The organism is Persicobacter psychrovividus (assembly GCF_036492425.1).
Taxonomy (GTDB): Bacteria; Bacteroidota; Bacteroidia; order Cytophagales; family Cyclobacteriaceae; genus Persicobacter; species Persicobacter psychrovividus.
Window position 1 is genome coordinate 1,024,134 of sequence record NZ_AP025292.1, and the last position, 17,446, is coordinate 1,041,579.

The 17,446-nt window shown below is 35.1% G+C and carries 14 protein-coding genes; all 14 read left to right on the plus strand.

Annotated elements, in window-relative coordinates; translation table 11 throughout:
* Window positions 1-145: 145 nt before the first annotated feature.
* The 14 genes from AABK40_RS04685 to AABK40_RS04750 all read left to right on the plus strand — a co-directional run bounded on the left by AABK40_RS04685 (window position 146) and on the right by AABK40_RS04750 (window position 17,432).
* Complete coding sequence (locus tag AABK40_RS04685) at window positions 146-1,402, plus strand: nucleotide sugar dehydrogenase (RefSeq protein ID WP_338397756.1); 1,257 nt, start codon at window positions 146-148, stop codon at window positions 1,400-1,402.
* Window positions 1,403-1,943: 541 nt separating this feature from the next.
* Complete coding sequence (locus AABK40_RS04690; RefSeq protein WP_338397757.1) at window positions 1,944-2,834, plus strand: ABC transporter permease; 891 nt, start codon at window positions 1,944-1,946, stop codon at window positions 2,832-2,834.
* 167 nt (window positions 2,835-3,001) lie between these two features.
* Window positions 3,002-4,279 carry an ABC transporter ATP-binding protein gene (locus AABK40_RS04695; RefSeq protein ID WP_338397758.1) on the plus strand — a complete coding sequence of 426 codons (1,278 nt, stop codon included), beginning with the start codon at window positions 3,002-3,004 and terminating at the stop codon, window positions 4,277-4,279.
* The gene (locus AABK40_RS04700) at window positions 4,264-6,096 is read left to right on the plus strand and encodes a nucleotidyltransferase domain-containing protein (RefSeq protein ID WP_338397759.1); all 1,833 of its coding nucleotides are present in this window, start codon (window positions 4,264-4,266) and stop codon (window positions 6,094-6,096) included. Before AABK40_RS04695 ends, AABK40_RS04700 begins: the two co-directional genes overlap by 16 nt.
* Entirely contained in the window at window positions 6,096-7,370 is a 1,275-nt protein-coding gene (locus AABK40_RS04705) for a glycosyltransferase family 4 protein (protein ID WP_338397760.1), read from the plus strand. Before AABK40_RS04700 ends, AABK40_RS04705 begins: the two co-directional genes overlap by 1 nt.
* Window positions 7,367-8,557 carry a glycosyltransferase gene (locus AABK40_RS04710; RefSeq protein ID WP_338397761.1) on the plus strand — a complete coding sequence of 397 codons (1,191 nt, stop codon included), beginning with the start codon at window positions 7,367-7,369 and terminating at the stop codon, window positions 8,555-8,557. Before AABK40_RS04705 ends, AABK40_RS04710 begins: the two co-directional genes overlap by 4 nt.
* Complete coding sequence (locus AABK40_RS04715) at window positions 8,554-9,744, plus strand: glycosyltransferase (RefSeq protein ID WP_338397762.1); 1,191 nt, start codon at window positions 8,554-8,556, stop codon at window positions 9,742-9,744. Before AABK40_RS04710 ends, AABK40_RS04715 begins: the two co-directional genes overlap by 4 nt.
* A gap of 15 nt (window positions 9,745-9,759) precedes the next feature.
* A complete protein-coding gene (locus AABK40_RS04720; RefSeq protein WP_338397763.1) occupies window positions 9,760-10,941 on the plus strand; it encodes a glycosyltransferase family protein in 1,182 nt (393 codons plus the stop codon).
* A gap of 1 nt (window position 10,942) precedes the next feature.
* Window positions 10,943-12,022, plus strand: a complete 1,080-nt coding sequence (locus AABK40_RS04725; protein ID WP_338397764.1) for a DegT/DnrJ/EryC1/StrS family aminotransferase — start codon at window positions 10,943-10,945, stop codon at window positions 12,020-12,022.
* A 3-nt stretch (window positions 12,023-12,025) separates the two neighbouring features.
* A complete protein-coding gene (locus AABK40_RS04730; RefSeq protein ID WP_338397765.1) occupies window positions 12,026-12,643 on the plus strand; it encodes an acetyltransferase in 618 nt (205 codons plus the stop codon).
* Window positions 12,640-13,782, plus strand: coding sequence for a hypothetical protein (locus tag AABK40_RS04735; RefSeq protein WP_338397766.1), 1,143 nt, complete (start codon window positions 12,640-12,642; stop codon window positions 13,780-13,782). The genes AABK40_RS04730 and AABK40_RS04735 overlap by 4 nt, the downstream gene beginning before the upstream one ends.
* On the plus strand, window positions 13,782-14,633 hold the full coding sequence (locus AABK40_RS04740) for a glycosyltransferase (RefSeq protein WP_338397767.1): 852 nt from the start codon (window positions 13,782-13,784) through the stop codon (window positions 14,631-14,633). Before AABK40_RS04735 ends, AABK40_RS04740 begins: the two co-directional genes overlap by 1 nt.
* 632 nt (window positions 14,634-15,265) lie before the next feature.
* The gene (locus AABK40_RS04745) at window positions 15,266-16,411 is read left to right on the plus strand and encodes a glycosyltransferase family protein (protein WP_338397768.1); all 1,146 of its coding nucleotides are present in this window, start codon (window positions 15,266-15,268) and stop codon (window positions 16,409-16,411) included.
* Between the two features lie 7 nt (window positions 16,412-16,418).
* Window positions 16,419-17,432, plus strand: a complete 1,014-nt coding sequence (locus AABK40_RS04750; protein WP_338397769.1) for a CgeB family protein — start codon at window positions 16,419-16,421, stop codon at window positions 17,430-17,432.
* Window positions 17,433-17,446: the final 14 nt, after the last annotated feature.

Consider the following 17,446-nt stretch of genomic DNA (forward strand, 5'->3'; position numbering starts at 1 on the left):
TCAACTCGACCATGACAAAAAATGGGACTGAGGAGGCGAAGCTGTGCAGGAGCCGAAAAGTATCTGATTACTTGCTAATGGCGTGGAAATAGCAGCCTATTTCCCACCAAACACGGGTAACACAAAATTCATTATTCAATTTCTCATGCAAGATTATAAAATTGCCATCATTGGCCTTGGTTATGTCGGACTGCCATTGGCAGTAGAATTTGGTAAGTTTTTTCCAACAATTGGTTTTGATATTGACCAGCAGCGAGTAGCAGAGCTGGCCAATGGAGAAGACAAAACATTGGAGGTTTCTGCTGAAGAATTGACAAAGCCTGCATTTTTAACCTATACCAATCAGGTAGAGGTTTTGGCTGACAGTAATGTGTATATTATTACTGTTCCTACCCCAATTGATGTGCATAATCATCCTGATCTTACGCCTTTGAAAAAAGCCTCTGCAACCGTAGGACAAGGGTTGAAGAAAGGGGACATTGTGATTTATGAATCGACGGTTTATCCGGGAGCAACAGAAGAAGATTGTGTGCCGGTATTGGAGCAGGTTTCAGGACTGAAATTTAATGAAGATTTCTTCGTGGGTTATTCCCCTGAGCGTATTGTGCCAGGCGATAAAGAACGCACCCTAACGAAGATCCGCAAGATTACTTCGGGTTCAACCCCTGAAGTAGCCGAGCAGGTCGATCAATTATACCAAAAGATCATCACTGCTGGAACCTATAAAGCACCGTCTTTACGGGTAGCAGAAGCTGCCAAAGTAATTGAAAATTGCCAGCGTGATGTCAATATTTCTTTCGTCAATGAGTTAGCACTGATCTTTGATAAAATGGGCATCGATACCCGAGAGGTGTTGGAAGCCGCAGGTACCAAATGGAACTTCTTGCCTTTCCGTCCAGGATTGGTAGGAGGACACTGTATCTCCGTTGATCCATACTATTTAGCCATGAAAGCCGAGCAGTTGGGGCACCACCCGGCCGTGATCCTTTCAGGCCGCCGTATCAATGACCAAATGGGCGCCTTCGTAGCCTCAAAAGTAGTCAAGTTGATGGTGCAAAAAGGAATTCCTGTAAAAGACGCACCCGTCTTGGTCTTGGGAATCACCTTTAAAGAAAACTGTCCAGACTTGCGGAACTCCAAAGTTATCGATGTGATTACTGAACTGAAAGAATTTGGTTCAAGTGTGGAGGTCTATGATCCATGGGCAAGCAAAGAAGAAGTTCATCACGAATACGGACTGTCGCTGATTCCAAGCATCAATAAAAAATACAGTGCCGTAATCTTGGCTGTGAACCATAATGAATACCTTGAAATGGATGTTCAGGAATTGCTTTATGATAAAGCAGTTGTGTTTGATGTGAAAGGTGCGTTGCCGCGGGACATCGTGGATGCAAGGCTTTAAATATTTGTCCACAGATTACACAGATTAACACAGATTTTTTTTAGTTAATCTTTCACTGGTCGTAGGCTCCTGTCTACGATCTGATAAATGATCCGTGTAATTTAGGGACGTTGCATGCAACATCCGTACCGTCAGGTACAAAAATCGACACCTGCTCTTGTATCCCACAGCTAAAGCAATGGGCTACCAAAGTCAAACCCATTAAAATGGGTTAGCATGTCATTAATATTAAAAATGGAGACTTGATTTAACCTTGGCATTCCAAAGAAAATCAAGCCTAAACTGCTTTAGCAGGTTTCACGCTGTTAGGCCAAGGATTTATCCTTGGTGAAATTAGATACACCATCAAATAATTTGGATGTTGCGTACAACGTCCGTACAGAAATACGCGAAGCAAAGCCATATACAGCCAAACAGAAAAAAATAATCTGTGGAAATCTGTGGACAATAAAAAACCATACAATATTTACGGATTTGCTGGGCCGTGATTACGACCAAACCATAACATTAAGTCTCATCATTATTACATTCCTTTTTTAATTTGGAAACACTCAACCCAACTGCCCCAACAATAGACAACAAGGAGCAAAAAGAAGAAAATTGGGATTTGGTCATGCGACCACAATCTCATCTTTTAGATATTGACTTTAAAGACCTTTGGCGCTATCGTGATCTGCTTTATATGTTCGTAAAGCGCGATATCGTTACCGTTTATAAACAAACCATTCTTGGGCCCATATGGTTTTTTGTACAACCGATCATGACTACCTTGGTGTATATCATTGTTTTCGGTCGGATAGCAGGAATCAGTACTGATGGTATTCCCCAGCCTTTATTTTATTTGGCAGGGATTACGCTTTGGAACTACTTTGCTGACTGCTTCAACCAAACCTCAGATACCTTTACCCAAAATGCAGCCATCTTCGGAAAGGTTTATTTCCCAAGATTGATTGCGCCGCTATCAAAAGTAACTTCTGGTTTGATTAAGTATTTGATTCAGTTTTCACTGTTTTTGGCAGTATATGTTTTCTATCTATTCCAAGATGTAGGCATAGAAGCACACTTAACTATATTGTGGGTGCCATATTTAGTTATATTGATGGCAGGTATGGGTTTAGGCTTTGGAATTATTTTTTCCTCCATGACCACCAAATACCGCGATCTTAAATTCTTAATTACATTCGGCGTTCAACTGTTGATGTATGCCACCCCAGTGATTTACCCAATGAGTACTTTGGATGGTAAAATGAAAGAATTGATCGGCTTAAATCCTATTGCCTATATCATTGAAGGCTTCAAATATTCTTTTTTAGGAGCGGGAGAGTTCAGTTTGGCAGGTATCGGCTACGCAACAGGATTTACATTGACCTTATTAGCCATGGGGATTATCATCTTTAACAAAGTGGAGAAATCGTTTATGGATACCGTTTAGACTCTACCATTTATGTGGATCATTTTAACATTGATTTCAGATTTTCGATGGTCGATATCCGATTTACGAAATAAGAAACCTGTGGATATCTGCGTAATCTGTGGACAAAATCTCCATTTCAATTTTCATTCCTATTCATCTGTGGATAAAACCTATATCATCTTCCAATGAGTGATACAGTAATAAAAATAGAAAATCTTTCTAAAATATACCGCCTCGGCGAAGTAGGTACGGGAACCCTTTCCCACGACCTCAACCGCTGGTGGGCACGCATGCGAGGTAAAGAAGATCCTTTCGCTTTGGTCGGTCAAACCAACGACCGCACCAAGCAAGCCGAAAGCGATTATGTTTATGCCTTGAAAGACATCAACCTTGAAGTAAAACAAGGAGAAATCCTTGGCGTTATCGGTAAGAATGGCGCAGGAAAATCAACCTTGCTAAAGATCTTATCCCGAATTACCACTCCTTCTACGGGTTCAATCAAAGTAAAAGGACGTATCGCCTCACTATTGGAGGTGGGAACGGGTATGAACCCCGAAATGACTGGGCGTGAAAACATTTACTTGAATGGTGCTATCATGGGCATGAGCCGTGCGGAGATCACTCGTAAATTCGATGAAATCGTTGATTTCGCGGGTTGCGCAATGTATGTAGATACTCCTGTGAAACGTTACTCCTCTGGTATGCGTGTGCGTTTGGGCTTTGCTGTTGCTGCTTTTTTGGAACCCGAAATTTTGGTAGTGGATGAGGTATTGGCCGTCGGTGATGCTGAGTTTAAGAAGAAGGCGATTGGGAAGATGCAAGATGTGAGTACAAATGAGGGACGGACGGTGTTGTTTGTGAGTCATAATATGGCGAGTATTAAAAGCTTATGTACAAGAGGTATAATTTTAGAAAATGGTTGTCTTACACTGGAGGATAAAATTGAGAGTGTAACAAAAGCCTATATTAAATCAAATGTAGAGGTTAAATCCCCAATTCTAGGGAGTCTTGAGCGTAAAAAAGGGTATGGTGTTTCTGCTAAATTTGTCGGCGCAGAAATACTCAGTGCTACTGAGGAGGTAGTGAAAATTCTAAGGTTTGGTGAACCGTTTAAGATTAGATTGAAAATTATAGCTGATAGTTCTATCCAAAATTTAAATGTTGGGGTTAGATTTGAAAATACATCGGACGTTTTCATAAGTAGTTGCCTGAGTGGAGATAGTGGTATGTATTTTTCAGCGGAGGCTGAAAGTGAAAATACAATAGAAGTAAGGTTTGATAGTTTAATTTTAAATCCAGGAGATTATAAAATGGCATTGTCAATAAGGCAAGGAAATGTTTTCGTTGATCAATTGACTAATGTTCTTCCTTTTTCGGTTGATGAATTACCTTATAGAAATAGTTTTATACCAAATGGAGCATGGGGATTAGTAGCCTTCAAACCAATATGGAACAACCTGTAAAGAGTCTTTTTAGGATTTCTTCCCAGAACGAAGGTGTTTTGTCTGCTGAGATTCAAAATCTATTTGAGCCCTTGAGAGAATTTGGTGGAATTCAGATCTTCATTCATGGGAGTTATGCTGATAACACAATGACAGCATTTTCTGATATAGATGATTTCATTGTAATCGATGATGTTAATTTGTCGAAAATAGAATTACAGGAAATTGAAAGTAAACTAAAAGAGATTGAGGAGAAATTTTATGAGTTAGATCCTTTGCAACATCATGGTCATTGGAAGGTTTATACATCAGAGCTAAAAGATTATAATAATGGAGTGATTCCTTTATTTATATTAGAAAGTGCTATTTGCATAAAGGGTGAAAATAAAATTGAGGCATCAATTAATTATTTTAATACATTTAATACTTTAAGTGGGAGTATATCGGGATTTTGTCGCTGGATTGACGTATTATTTGATGATTATTTCCATGATAGATTGAATATCTATAATTTGAAACGATTAGTGGGTTCAGTTGTATTATTAGTCCCTTTACTCAATCAAATTAAGGGAATAAATATTGATAAACGAACGGCTATTCTAAATTCAGGAGATCTATTTAGTTTGGATGCTCAGAAGTTAATTCAATGGGCAACAGATCTAAGAAGTAATTGGGGGGAATTAATATATTCGGGTAGTTTTCAGGAGTTTGTATCTAAACAACCGGTGGTAGGTTTGGAAAATTGGCAGAAATATGCAGAAAGTAATTCTCCAGTTTTATCAGCCTGTCAATTATCGAAAATTAAGCCATCTAAGGGAATGGTAGAAAATTTCATTACCGAATGTGTAACTCATCTTGATGAAAGTACATTAGTTCCTCTAAAATCCTCTGATTATGTACAAGCTTATGAGCTAGTTGAAGAATATTCTATTGAATTAGGAGCACTCGCCGTGGGCCAGTTTGGCCAAGTTAAAAGCCCTGGTATATCGGATTTAGATGTATTTATTTGCTTTGAGGACAAAGATTATAAGATCGCACAGGAGAAAGTGAGATTATTTATCGAACACAGCAAGGAGTTTTGTCATGTTTTCACTCATCCTCCAATATGTGTCGCAGAATCGATGATGCCATCTTTACCGTATTTACATACAATTAATAACCTTAAGATTCAGTATAAAAAGAAAAATTTTGATTTTAAGCCAATTTTATCTGAGAAGTATATTGATTTGCTGAATATATTGTGGACAATTTTTATTTTGCCAGGGTTAGGATCAGTACAGCAAGATTTAAAATGGTTGCCTCTAAGAGGGTTGTTTCTGCGGTTGAAAAATGCACATACTTCAATAGATAATTTGAGTGCTTTGTGTCAAATTTCAACGGATGCTCAAGCCGAAAGTAATATGTTGCGTGATATGGTTTTTAACTCTTTTTGTGAAACTCGTTTGAGTGTTGAAAAGAGTATTAAATTTACATATGAAAAACTCTCTAATTTTGGAGTGTTAAAGAACAGTTCGTCTTGTGTGATTGGTAGGAGATTAATTCTTCGGGAGGGAACATATTCAACATTAAAAGTAGGAGGTTTAACAGTTTACTCTTTGCCTCCTTTATTATATCGATTATTGAAGGATTATTTTTATGGACGAAATAAAGAGCTTAAATTATACCTATCAGCTTTAAATGATGTGTCAAAAATCGCAAATGATTTAGGGGCTAATATGCCGGTAGTTTCTCTGTTGCGAGAATATGAAGGTATATCTACATTGTCCTTTAAAAAAAGAATAGTATTTGGGGCATTGTCTTATTTTCCGTATTCCGTATTAACCAAAATTATTCGTTAATGAGAGTATTGTTTTGTGCCTATGATAGGGCTGGACATGTTACTACAGGGCCAAATGCATGGCTACAGCGTTTGATTCCTGATCTTTTGAGTTGTGGTTTAGATATTATTACTCATTTTTTTTACAATGATGCTGAAAATGAGTGTCCTACAGTTGGATATTTTAAGGAAAATAATATTCCTTATGTTTCAAGTAGTATAGGGTGTTTTCCATATACCGAAGATCAAGTACGTGAATTATTAGGGGTGATATCCCGTAATGATATATCTGTTGTCGTCGCAAATTTAGTTATTCCGGCCTTTTATACTGCTAAATATTTGAAACGATTTAATATTCCAGTAATACCAGTTCTTCACTCAGATGAACCGCATACAAGAGGAGTAATAACTCAATTCATAAATAATGTACAAGGTAATATTAATTGTAGTGTTTCGGTGTCCGAATTGATAAATAGTTATGTAAATATAACTAACAAAAGCAAACATAAGGTGATACCTTGTGGGACACCTGAGAGTAATATAAAAGCTAAGGTATTCCAAAATGAACTTAAGATAATCTACGCAGGGCGAATTGAAGTAGAGCAAAAACAAATACTGTATTTGGCAGATGCCTTTATCGAGTGTTCGACATGTTGTGAAAAAACAAGTTTTAGTATTTATGGGAATGGACGCTATCAAGATGAACTCAAGGCCCTTTTAGCAACTTCTTGTGATCATAAGGTAGTTTATAAAGGAGCTGTTTCCCCTTCAGAAATTCAGAATGTAATGTCTCAGCATCATGTTTTTACATTAATGAGTGATTATGAAGGAATGCCAGTAGCGCTTATGGAAGCGATGGCTTGTGGTGTAGTTCCTGTCTGTTTAGCTGAAAACAGTGGTGTAAATGAAATTATTATAGATGGTTTCAATGGGTTAATAGTAAAGGACAGAGGTAGAGATTACCGAGCGAAACTAAGGTTGCTTTTAGAGGATCCAGAATTATGGTCAAGGTTGTCAAATAATGCAATAAAGACAATCGAGGAGAGGTATAGTTCAAAGGTGACTCATCAAAAATGGGTCGATTTATTAAATTCATATAGACAAAATGAGGTTGAAAAAATTTCGACTCCTAAAACTATAGAATTGGATGGGCCTCCTTTATTGTACAGTGATATAAGAAAGCCTTCTATATTTATTCAGGTTAAACATAAATGGTCACGGTATTGGTTACAAATTAGATTAGCAATTAGACCCCGTGCGCGACTTCGTGAGGTGTTAAAAATATTTATTAAATGAAAGTAGCCTTTTTTTTAGATAAATTTCCTACGATTTCTGAAACTTTTATACGAAACCAAATTACTGGTTTGATTGATTTAGGACACGAGATAACTATTTTCTGTCATCCTAATGAAGATCCTGATGTTTGGGAGTTAGAAGATGTGAAAAATTATCAATTGAGACAGTATATTGTTGATAGATCTTTTAGCATCCCAATGAATAAATTTAAAAGATTATTTATTGGGATTCAAATTATTGCTAAATATTGGAGTGTTAATTATAGGCAATTAATTGAATCATGTAATTTTTTTAAATATGGAAAAAAATCAGTTGATTTGACATTTTTATTTCGAATAAGCCCGTTTTTAGGTCATTCATTTGATATATTACAGTGTCATTTTGGGCATGTAGCAAATCAAGCAGTGATATTAAAGCAAATGAAATTTGATTTTAAATTTCAAGTTATGTTTCATGGTTTTGATATTCGATTAGGTGTCGCTTCAGGGGGAGAGGTATATAGGGATTTGATATCCAATGTAGATAGAGTCCTAAGTATTTCTTTTTATAATAGGAAAAATTTAATTGACTTTGGTTTTTCTGAGCATCAAATTATCCATCACCCAGTGGGTGTTGATGTGAATATTTTTTCGAAGAAGAATAAGTACCACCAAAAGGATGAAATTAATATACTTAGTATTGGTCGATTGGTGGAAGAAAAAGATTATGATTCAGGTATTAAGGCAGTTAGCGAGCTAGTTCAGGAATATGGATATGATGTTACTTATAATATTATCGGGGAGGGAGTGCAAAGGGCGGATTTGTTGTCTTTAGTGAATGAATTAGGTATTGAGGATAGAGTTCATTTTTTAGGCGCAAAAGACAGAAATGAAATAATTCGTTTGTTACACATGTCTGATATTTTTTATTTACCAAGTAAAGCAGAAGCTTTGCCCGTAGTTCTAATGGAGGCTTTAGCAGTTGGTTTGCCTGTTGTGGCAACTGACGTAGGATCAGTAAAGGAATTAGTGGTTGATGGGGTGTCAGGTTTTTTGGCGGAGAGCCAAGATATAAATTCGTTGATTTGTCAACTAAACAAGTTAATTGAAGCTAAAGCTGATTGGGAGATAATGGGCGAGAAAGGTAGTCATCATATTTTCTCGAATTATAATATTAATGAATTAAATAAAAAATTAATCTCATATTGAAGTCAAAAATTTTAATGATACCTACTTATTGGCCTATAGAAAGTTCGCCAATTGTTGGTTCTCAAGTGTTAGAGCAAACTGAGCTGATGTCTGAAGAGTATGATGTTCAGGTTTTATATTGTATGCCTGGGATGGGATTGAGAAGGTTTTTATTTCACATTTTCTTCAGTTTTATTTTAAAAGACAAGGGTTATTCATTTGTTAAAGGGCTTTTATCTGCAAAAGTACCAACTTTTGGAGTATATTATTACCAATCAAATTTTTTTTCAGATAAAATAAATGATTATTTTAGGAATAGAGCTTATTTTTTTGTATTTGATAAGTTGATTAAAGGTGGTTGGGAGCCAAATTTGCTGCATTCAAGAGGCTATGAACATGGGGGGGTAATAGCATCTTTGTTAAGGGATAAATCAGGCATTCCTTTTGTTCATACTGAAAATACGGCTCTATTATTAGATGATTATTTTGATACTAATCGCCTTAAAGTTTACAAGAGTGTTTTAAAATCTGCAAAAATGGTTACGACAGTTAGTCATTTTATGAAAAGAAATACTTTAATGCATGGTTTTTTGCAAAAAGATAATGTTCAGGTGATAAATAATCCTGTGGACAGTTCTTTGTTTAAGCCCATTAAAAAAAATAAAACAAATGAAAAATTTGTTATTTGTATCACAGGTTATGATTCATATATTAAGGATTTCGATACCTGCTTTAGGGCAATTCGTACGTGTTTATCTTTAGGATATATTAATTTTGAGCTTAAGGTTGGTGTGACATATGGTTCTTTTGAGAATTTAGAGGTTATAGCTAATCAATATGGGATTTTAGATCATTGTACATTTATAAAACAAGTTTCTCGCAGTGATATGCCAGAATTTGTAAATTCTTCAAATGTTTTCATTAGCACAAGTATAATTGAAACATTCGGTATTGCAACATTAGAGGCAATGTTTTGTGGAATTCCTGTAATTGCAACTAAGAATGGAGGGATTGATGATTTTGCGAAGGAGAATAATTCAGTGTTGATAGATGTTGGTGATTATATTGCCTTAAGTGATGCTATTGTTGCTATTTATGAAGAAAGGATAAAATTTGATGCCGCGACTATCGTAGATTCGGTAATTCATAAATTTGATGAAAAATCATTTTTGAATAAAATGATTAGCTTTTATGGTGATCATATTTAAACTATATAGTCCTGTATGTTTTTTATATTTTTTAAGCGCAAAATAGAAGCGTTTATAGATGAATTATTTCACTTCTTTAAATTTCTATTACCGGAGAAAGAATTAATTATTTTAGATGATTTATACCCTCATCCTATTTCTGTTTTTCGAAATATTGAATTTCAAGCGTATTTGAATTCTTTTGATAAAGTGTCCATATACAGTTCCGGAGATGCTTTGGACGCAGTGCATGATAATAGAAATATTGGCGAAGTAATTAGGAGTTATGATAAGCAGGTTTTGCAATTTACTCATCACAAATTACTCAAGAGTAAATTAATTTATTCTCTTTTTCTAAATGTAACCTATGGGTTTTTACCTTATATAGAGCGAAATAGAGTCCCATTTGTCTTTACTTTATATCCAGGAGGTGGTTTTTATCTGAATGATAAACAATCTGATGAAAGATTAAGGGTTATTTTCGGCAGTTCTTATTTTAGAAAAGTTATTGTTACACAAAAAATCACCAGGGATTATTTGTTAGAGAAAAAAATGTGTGAACCAGGTTGTATTGAGTTTGTTTATGGGGTGGTTTGTGCGCCTCATATTAAGTCTGTATGGCAAGATAAATTGTTTTACACCAAGGATAAAAGTACTTTTGATATATGCTTTATAGCGAATAAGAATATGGAAAAAGGATATGATAAAGGATATGATCTTTTTATCGATAGTGTTCGAGATTTATGCTTTACTTATTCCGATGTTAGGATTCATGTGATAGGGCCATATGATGAGTCTGACTATGATGTAAGAGGTATGAAAGTCCAATTTCATGGTTTTATGAATCAAAATCAATTTTTAACTTTTTTTCAAGATAAGGATATTATTCTCTCACCCAATAGAGCATTTGTACTTCACCCCGGTGCTTTCGATGGGTTCCCCACTGGTTCCTGCACGGAGGCGAGTGCATGCGGTGTGGCTATGTTTATAAGTGATCCTTTAAATCTAAATGTTGTTTACCAAGATACTTTAGATTGTTTACTTGTAGAAAATGAAGTAGACTGGATTAGTGATCGTTTAAAATATTATCATAATAATCCAGATGAGCTTTATGAGATGGCATATAATGGATTTAATAAGACTCATAGTGTTTATGGTGTTGAATCACAAATTCGTCCACGAGTTGAATTATTAAAAAAAGAATTGAGTAGAGTTTAGTATGATACAAGTTACATCACCTTATCTTCCACCAATTGAAGAATTTAATTATTATACGACAAAAATTTGGGATAACAAATGGTTGACAAATAATGGTCCATTAGTGAATGACTTTGAATTAAAATTCAAAGACGAATTCAATTTAAATCATTTTCTTTTTGTGAACAATGGAACTATAGCCTTGCAGTTGGCAATTAAGGCTTTAGGATTAGAAGGTGAAGTTATTACAACTCCATTTTCTTTCATTGCTACTACTTCGTCAATTGTTTGGGATAATTGCAAACCCATTTTTGTAGATATTAACCCGAATACATTTAATATAGACCCTAATAAAATAGAGGCGAGTATTACGAAAAAGACAAGTGCTATTTTAGCTACGCATGTTTTTGGTAATCCTTGTGATATAGAAGCAATAAGTGAAATAGCCTCAAAGCACCACCTTAAAGTTATTTATGACGCCGCCCATTGTTTTGGCGTACAATACAAAGGTCGTTCAGTCTTGGAGTTTGGAGATATAAGTACAATAAGTTTTCATGCGACTAAACTCTTTCACACTACTGAAGGAGGGGGGGTGTTTCCAAAATCTGCTGAACTGACACAAAAGTTGGCAAGCATGCGAAATTTTGGTTTTAAAACAGCTGAGTCATTTGATGGGGTAGGAATAAATGGTAAAAATTCTGAGTTTCACGCAGCTATGGGTTTGTGTAATCTAAAGTATGTTCAGGAAATACGATCAAAACGTAAAGAACAGTTCTTGTATTATGTGGAGAAACTACGTAATCTCAACGTATCCTTTCAGGGTATTCATGAAGACACTGATTATAATTATGCTTATTTCCCTATTCTATTCAAATCAGAGCAGGCATTGTTAAAGGCCAAGTCTGAGTTGGAGTTAAATTGGATTTATCCTCGGCGATATTTTTATCCATCTCTTTCTACTTTGGGGTACGTTGATAAACAACATACTCCGGTTTCTGATGATATTAGTCAGCGGATCTTATGTTTACCGCTTTATCATCAGTTGACCGTAGAAGAGCAAGATTATATATGTAGAATACTTCTTCGAGCACAAAATAATTAAGAAATGGTTGTTATTGGTGCTGGCGGACATGCTTCCGAGACTTTGGATGTTATTCTGTTGAATGAATATAATGAGAAGTTTGCGTTTTTTGATGATGTGAATGACTTAACTAAATGGCCAATTTCTTTTGAGCATTATGGGAAAATTCGATCCAAAGAAAGCCTAGGGAAATATTTTAAGAAGAAACCACAATTTGTTTTAGGAGTAGGAGGTGTTCATGTCCGAGAAAAATTATATGATTTGGCTGTAAAAATGGAGGGTGATCCTTATACGCTTGTAGCAGTTAATTCCACGGTGAGTAGGCAAAATACGACTATAGGCTTAGGCTGTTCAATAATGCAGTATGCATTTGTGGGTCCTTCGGTGCATATTGGTAAAGGAACGCTAATAAACACACGTGCAAATATTCACCATGATGTTGTCATAGGCAATTTTTGTGAAATTGCTCCAAATGCTCTTTTGTTAGGTAGGGCTAAAATTGGATCCAATGTATTTGTTGGTGCAGGGGCAGTAATACTTCCTGGTGTGGTGATTGGTGATAATTGTAGAATTGGAGCGGGAGCAGTAGTTACGAGAGATGTTCCTAGTAATTTAACTGTGAAAGGGAACCCTGCTAAATGATGAAATTTATACCAGAGTACTTTAAGCGAGTAATTCGGTTTTGTTATTACAGAAACGAGCGCAACAAAGTTTATCGAGAAAGGCTGATTCGTAAAAATCAGAACAAACAACTACAATTACAATATAGTTCTGAAATTGAAAAATTGATTATTTTCGTGGTTGGCGGAGCAAGTTGGTTTACGGGTAAAGATGAGATTTCTGGTGGGATTATGTCTATAGCGTCAATTTATGAGGAAACCGTGAAATTGAAGGAAATTCATTGCGCAGAAGTTATTATGGTAACAAGTCCTGATGCTCATCTTTTACTGAAACATACACAGTTTCCAAATGATATCCCACTTTACAGGTTCAATCAATTATCGTTTTTTTCTAACTTACATGAGGTTACCATTCATATACCTGAATATATGTTTAAGCCACTATTGATTGAAAAATTACGACAAAAGCTATCTCCGATAAAAGTAAATCAGTTTCATTTGAATATTTTAAATCAAAGAATTGATATAATGCCAACACCTGAAGTTATCAATTCGATTAGGGGCAAAGGATATTATGTTACCCAAACCACTGCGCACGAACAATACTCTAACATTGAGATTCGTGAGAAGTATGGGGTGCCCTTACATAAGCTGTCCGTTTATGCCACCCCCGAGCGATATGACTTTAGACCATATTCAGAAAAAGAGGATATCATCTTAGTTTCACCAGATATGGGCGAACTTAAAGACCTAATTTTAGAAAAAATTAAGCGAGAGCTTCCGAGGTTCGAAGTGATAATTATTTCAGGAATTACTTACATGAAATATCTCGAACTTATTCAAAGAGCTAAATACATGATTACTTTAGGAGAGGGCTTGGACTTTTATTTCATTGAAACGGTGTTTTCAGGGGGTGTGTCTTTTGCTGTTTATAATCAAGATTTTTTTACACCAAGTTTTGAACATTTAAATGGTGTATTTGATAGTTATCAATCGATGGTTGAAAAGATTGATGATGTGATTAATAAAGCTGAGACAGATTTGAATTATTTTCAGGATACTAATGGACAGCAATTTGAAGCGTGTCACAAGATTTATAATGGGGATTTTTATAAACAAAATTTGATTGACTTTTATACAACGGATTATTTATTTCCATAATGAATAAAAAAACGGAAAACACATCACCATTGGTGACAGTTGCAATGGTGACATATAACTCATCCCTTTATGTTCGCCAAGCCATTGAAAGTGTTTTGGCAAATAAATATGCTAACATAGAATTAATTATTTCTGACGATTGTTCTACTGACAACACCTGGCAGATAATTACTGAGTATAATGACAATCGAATAGTAACAGTACGGCATGAAACAAATATAGGTGAATATCCTAATCGTAATTTTTGTCTTCAGATGGCTACGGGTAAATATATAATTTATATTGACGGAGATGATAAATTAAATCCAGAAGGATTAGGGAGTGCAGTCAAAGAGATAGAAAAATACAAGGATTGTGGCATGCTAATTTCTAGAGATTATGATGAGTATAGGTTGTTTAGCTCTGAAGAGTGTATGCGAAAACATTACCTTACGAATTATTCGATGTTAAATTTAGCATTGGTATACGATTTAATAAATAGAGATTTTTTTTTGAGGCTTGGTGGTTTTTCAACGAAGTATAAATCAGGAGATGACTATGCAAGGTTATTAATGGCCACTCATTATTCTGTATTAATTCAACCATCTGGTTTAGCTTGGTGGAGGCTTAGCCCTAATTCGGCTTCTCAAAAATTATTTAAATCGTTTAGTGGAGTTAGTGAGCCATTTGAAATCAAGTTTTATTTTTTGAAGATGCAGTCTTATTTAAGTAACTCGGAGGTGCGTATGGCTCACCGGAAAATTTTTTATAAGATCTACTTAGTTATTAGATCCTTGGTAAAAAGAGGGAGAATAGCCTGGATTTTTTTACTATTGTATAAGGTTCTCAAGTGGAGGGGTAGGATTGTTTAGGGATATGTTCTTAACCGTCAAAAAAAATGGACTGGTTTTATAGCATGAAACTAGATTCAAATGGTCGTAGAAATTAAAAAAATGCTGGATTTTTACGAAGTGGAAGAAATCTATTAACCTTAGAACAAAAAGCTTCAAATGAATAAAGTAGTGAGCAATCATCTCTAACCGCATACGATTTGGGCAGTGGTATCGTTTAATTACATGTTAACTTTAGGTTTGATGATCAGAGGCCAAATGTGGTGTGATTATGGGTGTTAAATTTAAGGAGAATTCCTCGGAAAAAACTCCTTTGGATTTTCTTAATCAGCAAAACGAAGATCTTTTGAAGGCTTTGGTAATGTTACTGGCATATCAATTTTTTACTTTACATACAGTTGCTTAATTGTTTTAGTTCTTCATGGGAAAGGGCAATTAGGATTGTCCTATTTGCTAGCGGGAGCTCTTTGTTGTTATTGTTCAATGTGATTTTATATTCACATGGGATTTATGGGAAAATGTAATTTCATATCTATGAATTAATCCTTTCCCCAATGCCATAGGCGAATACTGAATTGTCTAGTATTTTATAAATTGAATGTTATAGTTTATTTAGTTTTAAAGTGAAATGTAGGTTTTTGTATTAAAATGACATGTTAAATAATAATTGTACTAAATTGGCAATTATTCACTTTCAACCTTTGGAATATTATCCGCCAGTTTGTAATTTAATAAATACTCTTGGCGATAGTTTTAGTTCCGTTAAAGTGTTTAGTTGCTCTAATGTTGCTCAACGAGATTCATTTACCCCGGATAGACCTGCTAATATCTTTATTCATAAATTCCCCTTTACAAAGATTGGGGAAAGTCGAGGGTTTAGGTTATTGAAGTATATTTTTTTTAACCTCTTCACTCTATTAAGATTGCTGTTTTTTCGGCCAAATAAGTTGTTGTATTTTGAGTCATCTTCTGCCTGGCCCGCATATGTGTATCTTCGCTTCTTCAATTCTAAATGCCAATTGTTTATTCATTATCACGAGTATGAGTCTCCAAAGGATTATTTACAGATGATGACAACCGTTAGGTTTTATCACGATTTAGAAAAGAAGTGGCTTTATTCTAATGCGAAATGGATTAGTCAAACAAATGCGGATAGGATACAATTTTTTCATGAAGATCATCCTAATTTGATGAAAAACCAATTACGAATTATGCCTAATTATCCTCCAAAGTCTTGGTTATATAAATCTCTTTCAGTTAAAAAAAGGAATATTGGTTCACTTAAGTTAATATATGTTGGCTCACTATCTTTTCAATCAACTTATTTGAAGGAAGTTTGTGAATGGGTGGAAAATCAAGGGGGGCGTGTTCTATTTGATATTTTTGCCTATAATGTTTACACCGATGTTAAGGATTATTTAAATGAAAGGGAAAAGGGCTATATACGGTACTTTGAAAAGGGAATCGAATACCAAGATCAACCACCACTTCTTAGTCAATATGATGTTGGCTTAGTCCTGTATAAAGCGCATAATCAAAATTTCACCTATAACGCACCCAATAAACTGTTTGAATATTTAGCCTGCGATTTGGACGTTTGGTATCCCGATGTACTTAAAGGGCCTGTTCCGTATCAAACGGTAGATACTTTTCCAAAAGTCTTGCCTATGAATTGTGAAGATATGGAAGCCTTTGACTATGGGGAGGCTATTGATCGTACAGGGTTGTCGTACAAACCTTCTACTTATTTTTGTGAGGATGTGTATGCTGAATTATTGAAGGAAATTTCAGAAAGCTAAGTTTCGGATGAGGGTTTTATATATAGGGCAATATGATGAGGGGACGACGAGTAAAATGCGCGCTGATAGGCTCAAGTTCATTCTTAAGCCTGGAGAATTTTCTGTAATTAACACGAATATACCATTTTTTAGACCAAATAAGGTATTTCGTTCAATTGGGTTTCGGTATAAGGTAGGGCCAGTTATTTCAGCTGTCAATGAATACATATTAAGCTATATAAATGGGGCTTATGATCTAATTTGGGTGGATAAGGCTATTTATATTACTAAAAAAACTACAAAATTCCTTAAGTCCTGTACTAATAATTTAGTGCACTTCACTCCTGACCCAGCTTTTACCTTTCATAGATCAAAACATTTTAATCAGAGTGGAGGACTGTATGATTATTTGATTACAACAAAGAGTTATGAGTTAGACTGTTATTCAGATTTTTCTGATAGTAAAGTGCTTTTGGTAACTCAAGGTTTTGAGAAAGGATTGCATAAGCCAGGGGTATTTGCTCAAAAAGATGTTGATGTAGTTTTTATCGGTCATTATGAAAAAGAACGATCGAGATATATTTCTTTATTATTAAATAATGGAATAACAGTTGCATTGGCAGGGATAAAATGGGAAACCTTTGAGGCTAAGCATAAAGGTAATAGTAATTTAATCTACTTTGGGAAAGGTGTTTATGGAACGGATTACGTGAAGACGTTACAAAAGGCAAAAATTGCTTTTGGTTCGGTTAGTAAATGGGTTCCAGAAAAACACACGACTCGTACTTTTGAAATTCCAGCATGTGGAACCGCTTTGTTAACAGAGTGGAATGAGGAAATCGCTTCATTTTATGAGGATGATGAAGTCATCTATTATAGAAGTGAGAAAGAGTTTGTAGAAAAGGTGAAATATTTTTTAGCCAATGAAGAGGCCTTGAAGGCGGTTACAAAAAATGGTCACCAAAAAGTAATCCAAGGAGGCTATGATTATGAGTCTATAATGAGGAAGCTTTTAGGTCAAATCTTTGAAAAAGCCATATAGTATTTTGATTGATT

Coding starts and splice junctions, on each gene's coding strand:
- AABK40_RS04685 (WP_338397756.1), top strand. CDS start 146: ATGCAAGATTATAAAATTGCCATCATTGGCCTTGGTTATGTCGGACTG.
- AABK40_RS04695 (WP_338397758.1), top strand. CDS start 3,002: ATGAGTGATACAGTAATAAAAATAGAAAATCTTTCTAAAATATACCGC.
- AABK40_RS04700 (WP_338397759.1), top strand. CDS start 4,264: ATGGAACAACCTGTAAAGAGTCTTTTTAGGATTTCTTCCCAGAACGAA.
- AABK40_RS04705 (WP_338397760.1), top strand. CDS start 6,096: ATGAGAGTATTGTTTTGTGCCTATGATAGGGCTGGACATGTTACTACA.
- AABK40_RS04710 (WP_338397761.1), top strand. CDS start 7,367: ATGAAAGTAGCCTTTTTTTTAGATAAATTTCCTACGATTTCTGAAACT.
- AABK40_RS04720 (WP_338397763.1), top strand. CDS start 9,760: ATGTTTTTTATATTTTTTAAGCGCAAAATAGAAGCGTTTATAGATGAA.
- AABK40_RS04725 (WP_338397764.1), top strand. CDS start 10,943: ATGATACAAGTTACATCACCTTATCTTCCACCAATTGAAGAATTTAAT.
- AABK40_RS04730 (WP_338397765.1), top strand. CDS start 12,026: ATGGTTGTTATTGGTGCTGGCGGACATGCTTCCGAGACTTTGGATGTT.
- AABK40_RS04735 (WP_338397766.1), top strand. CDS start 12,640: ATGATGAAATTTATACCAGAGTACTTTAAGCGAGTAATTCGGTTTTGT.
- AABK40_RS04740 (WP_338397767.1), top strand. CDS start 13,782: ATGAATAAAAAAACGGAAAACACATCACCATTGGTGACAGTTGCAATG.
- AABK40_RS04745 (WP_338397768.1), top strand. CDS start 15,266: ATGTTAAATAATAATTGTACTAAATTGGCAATTATTCACTTTCAACCT.
- AABK40_RS04750 (WP_338397769.1), top strand. CDS start 16,419: ATGAGGGTTTTATATATAGGGCAATATGATGAGGGGACGACGAGTAAA.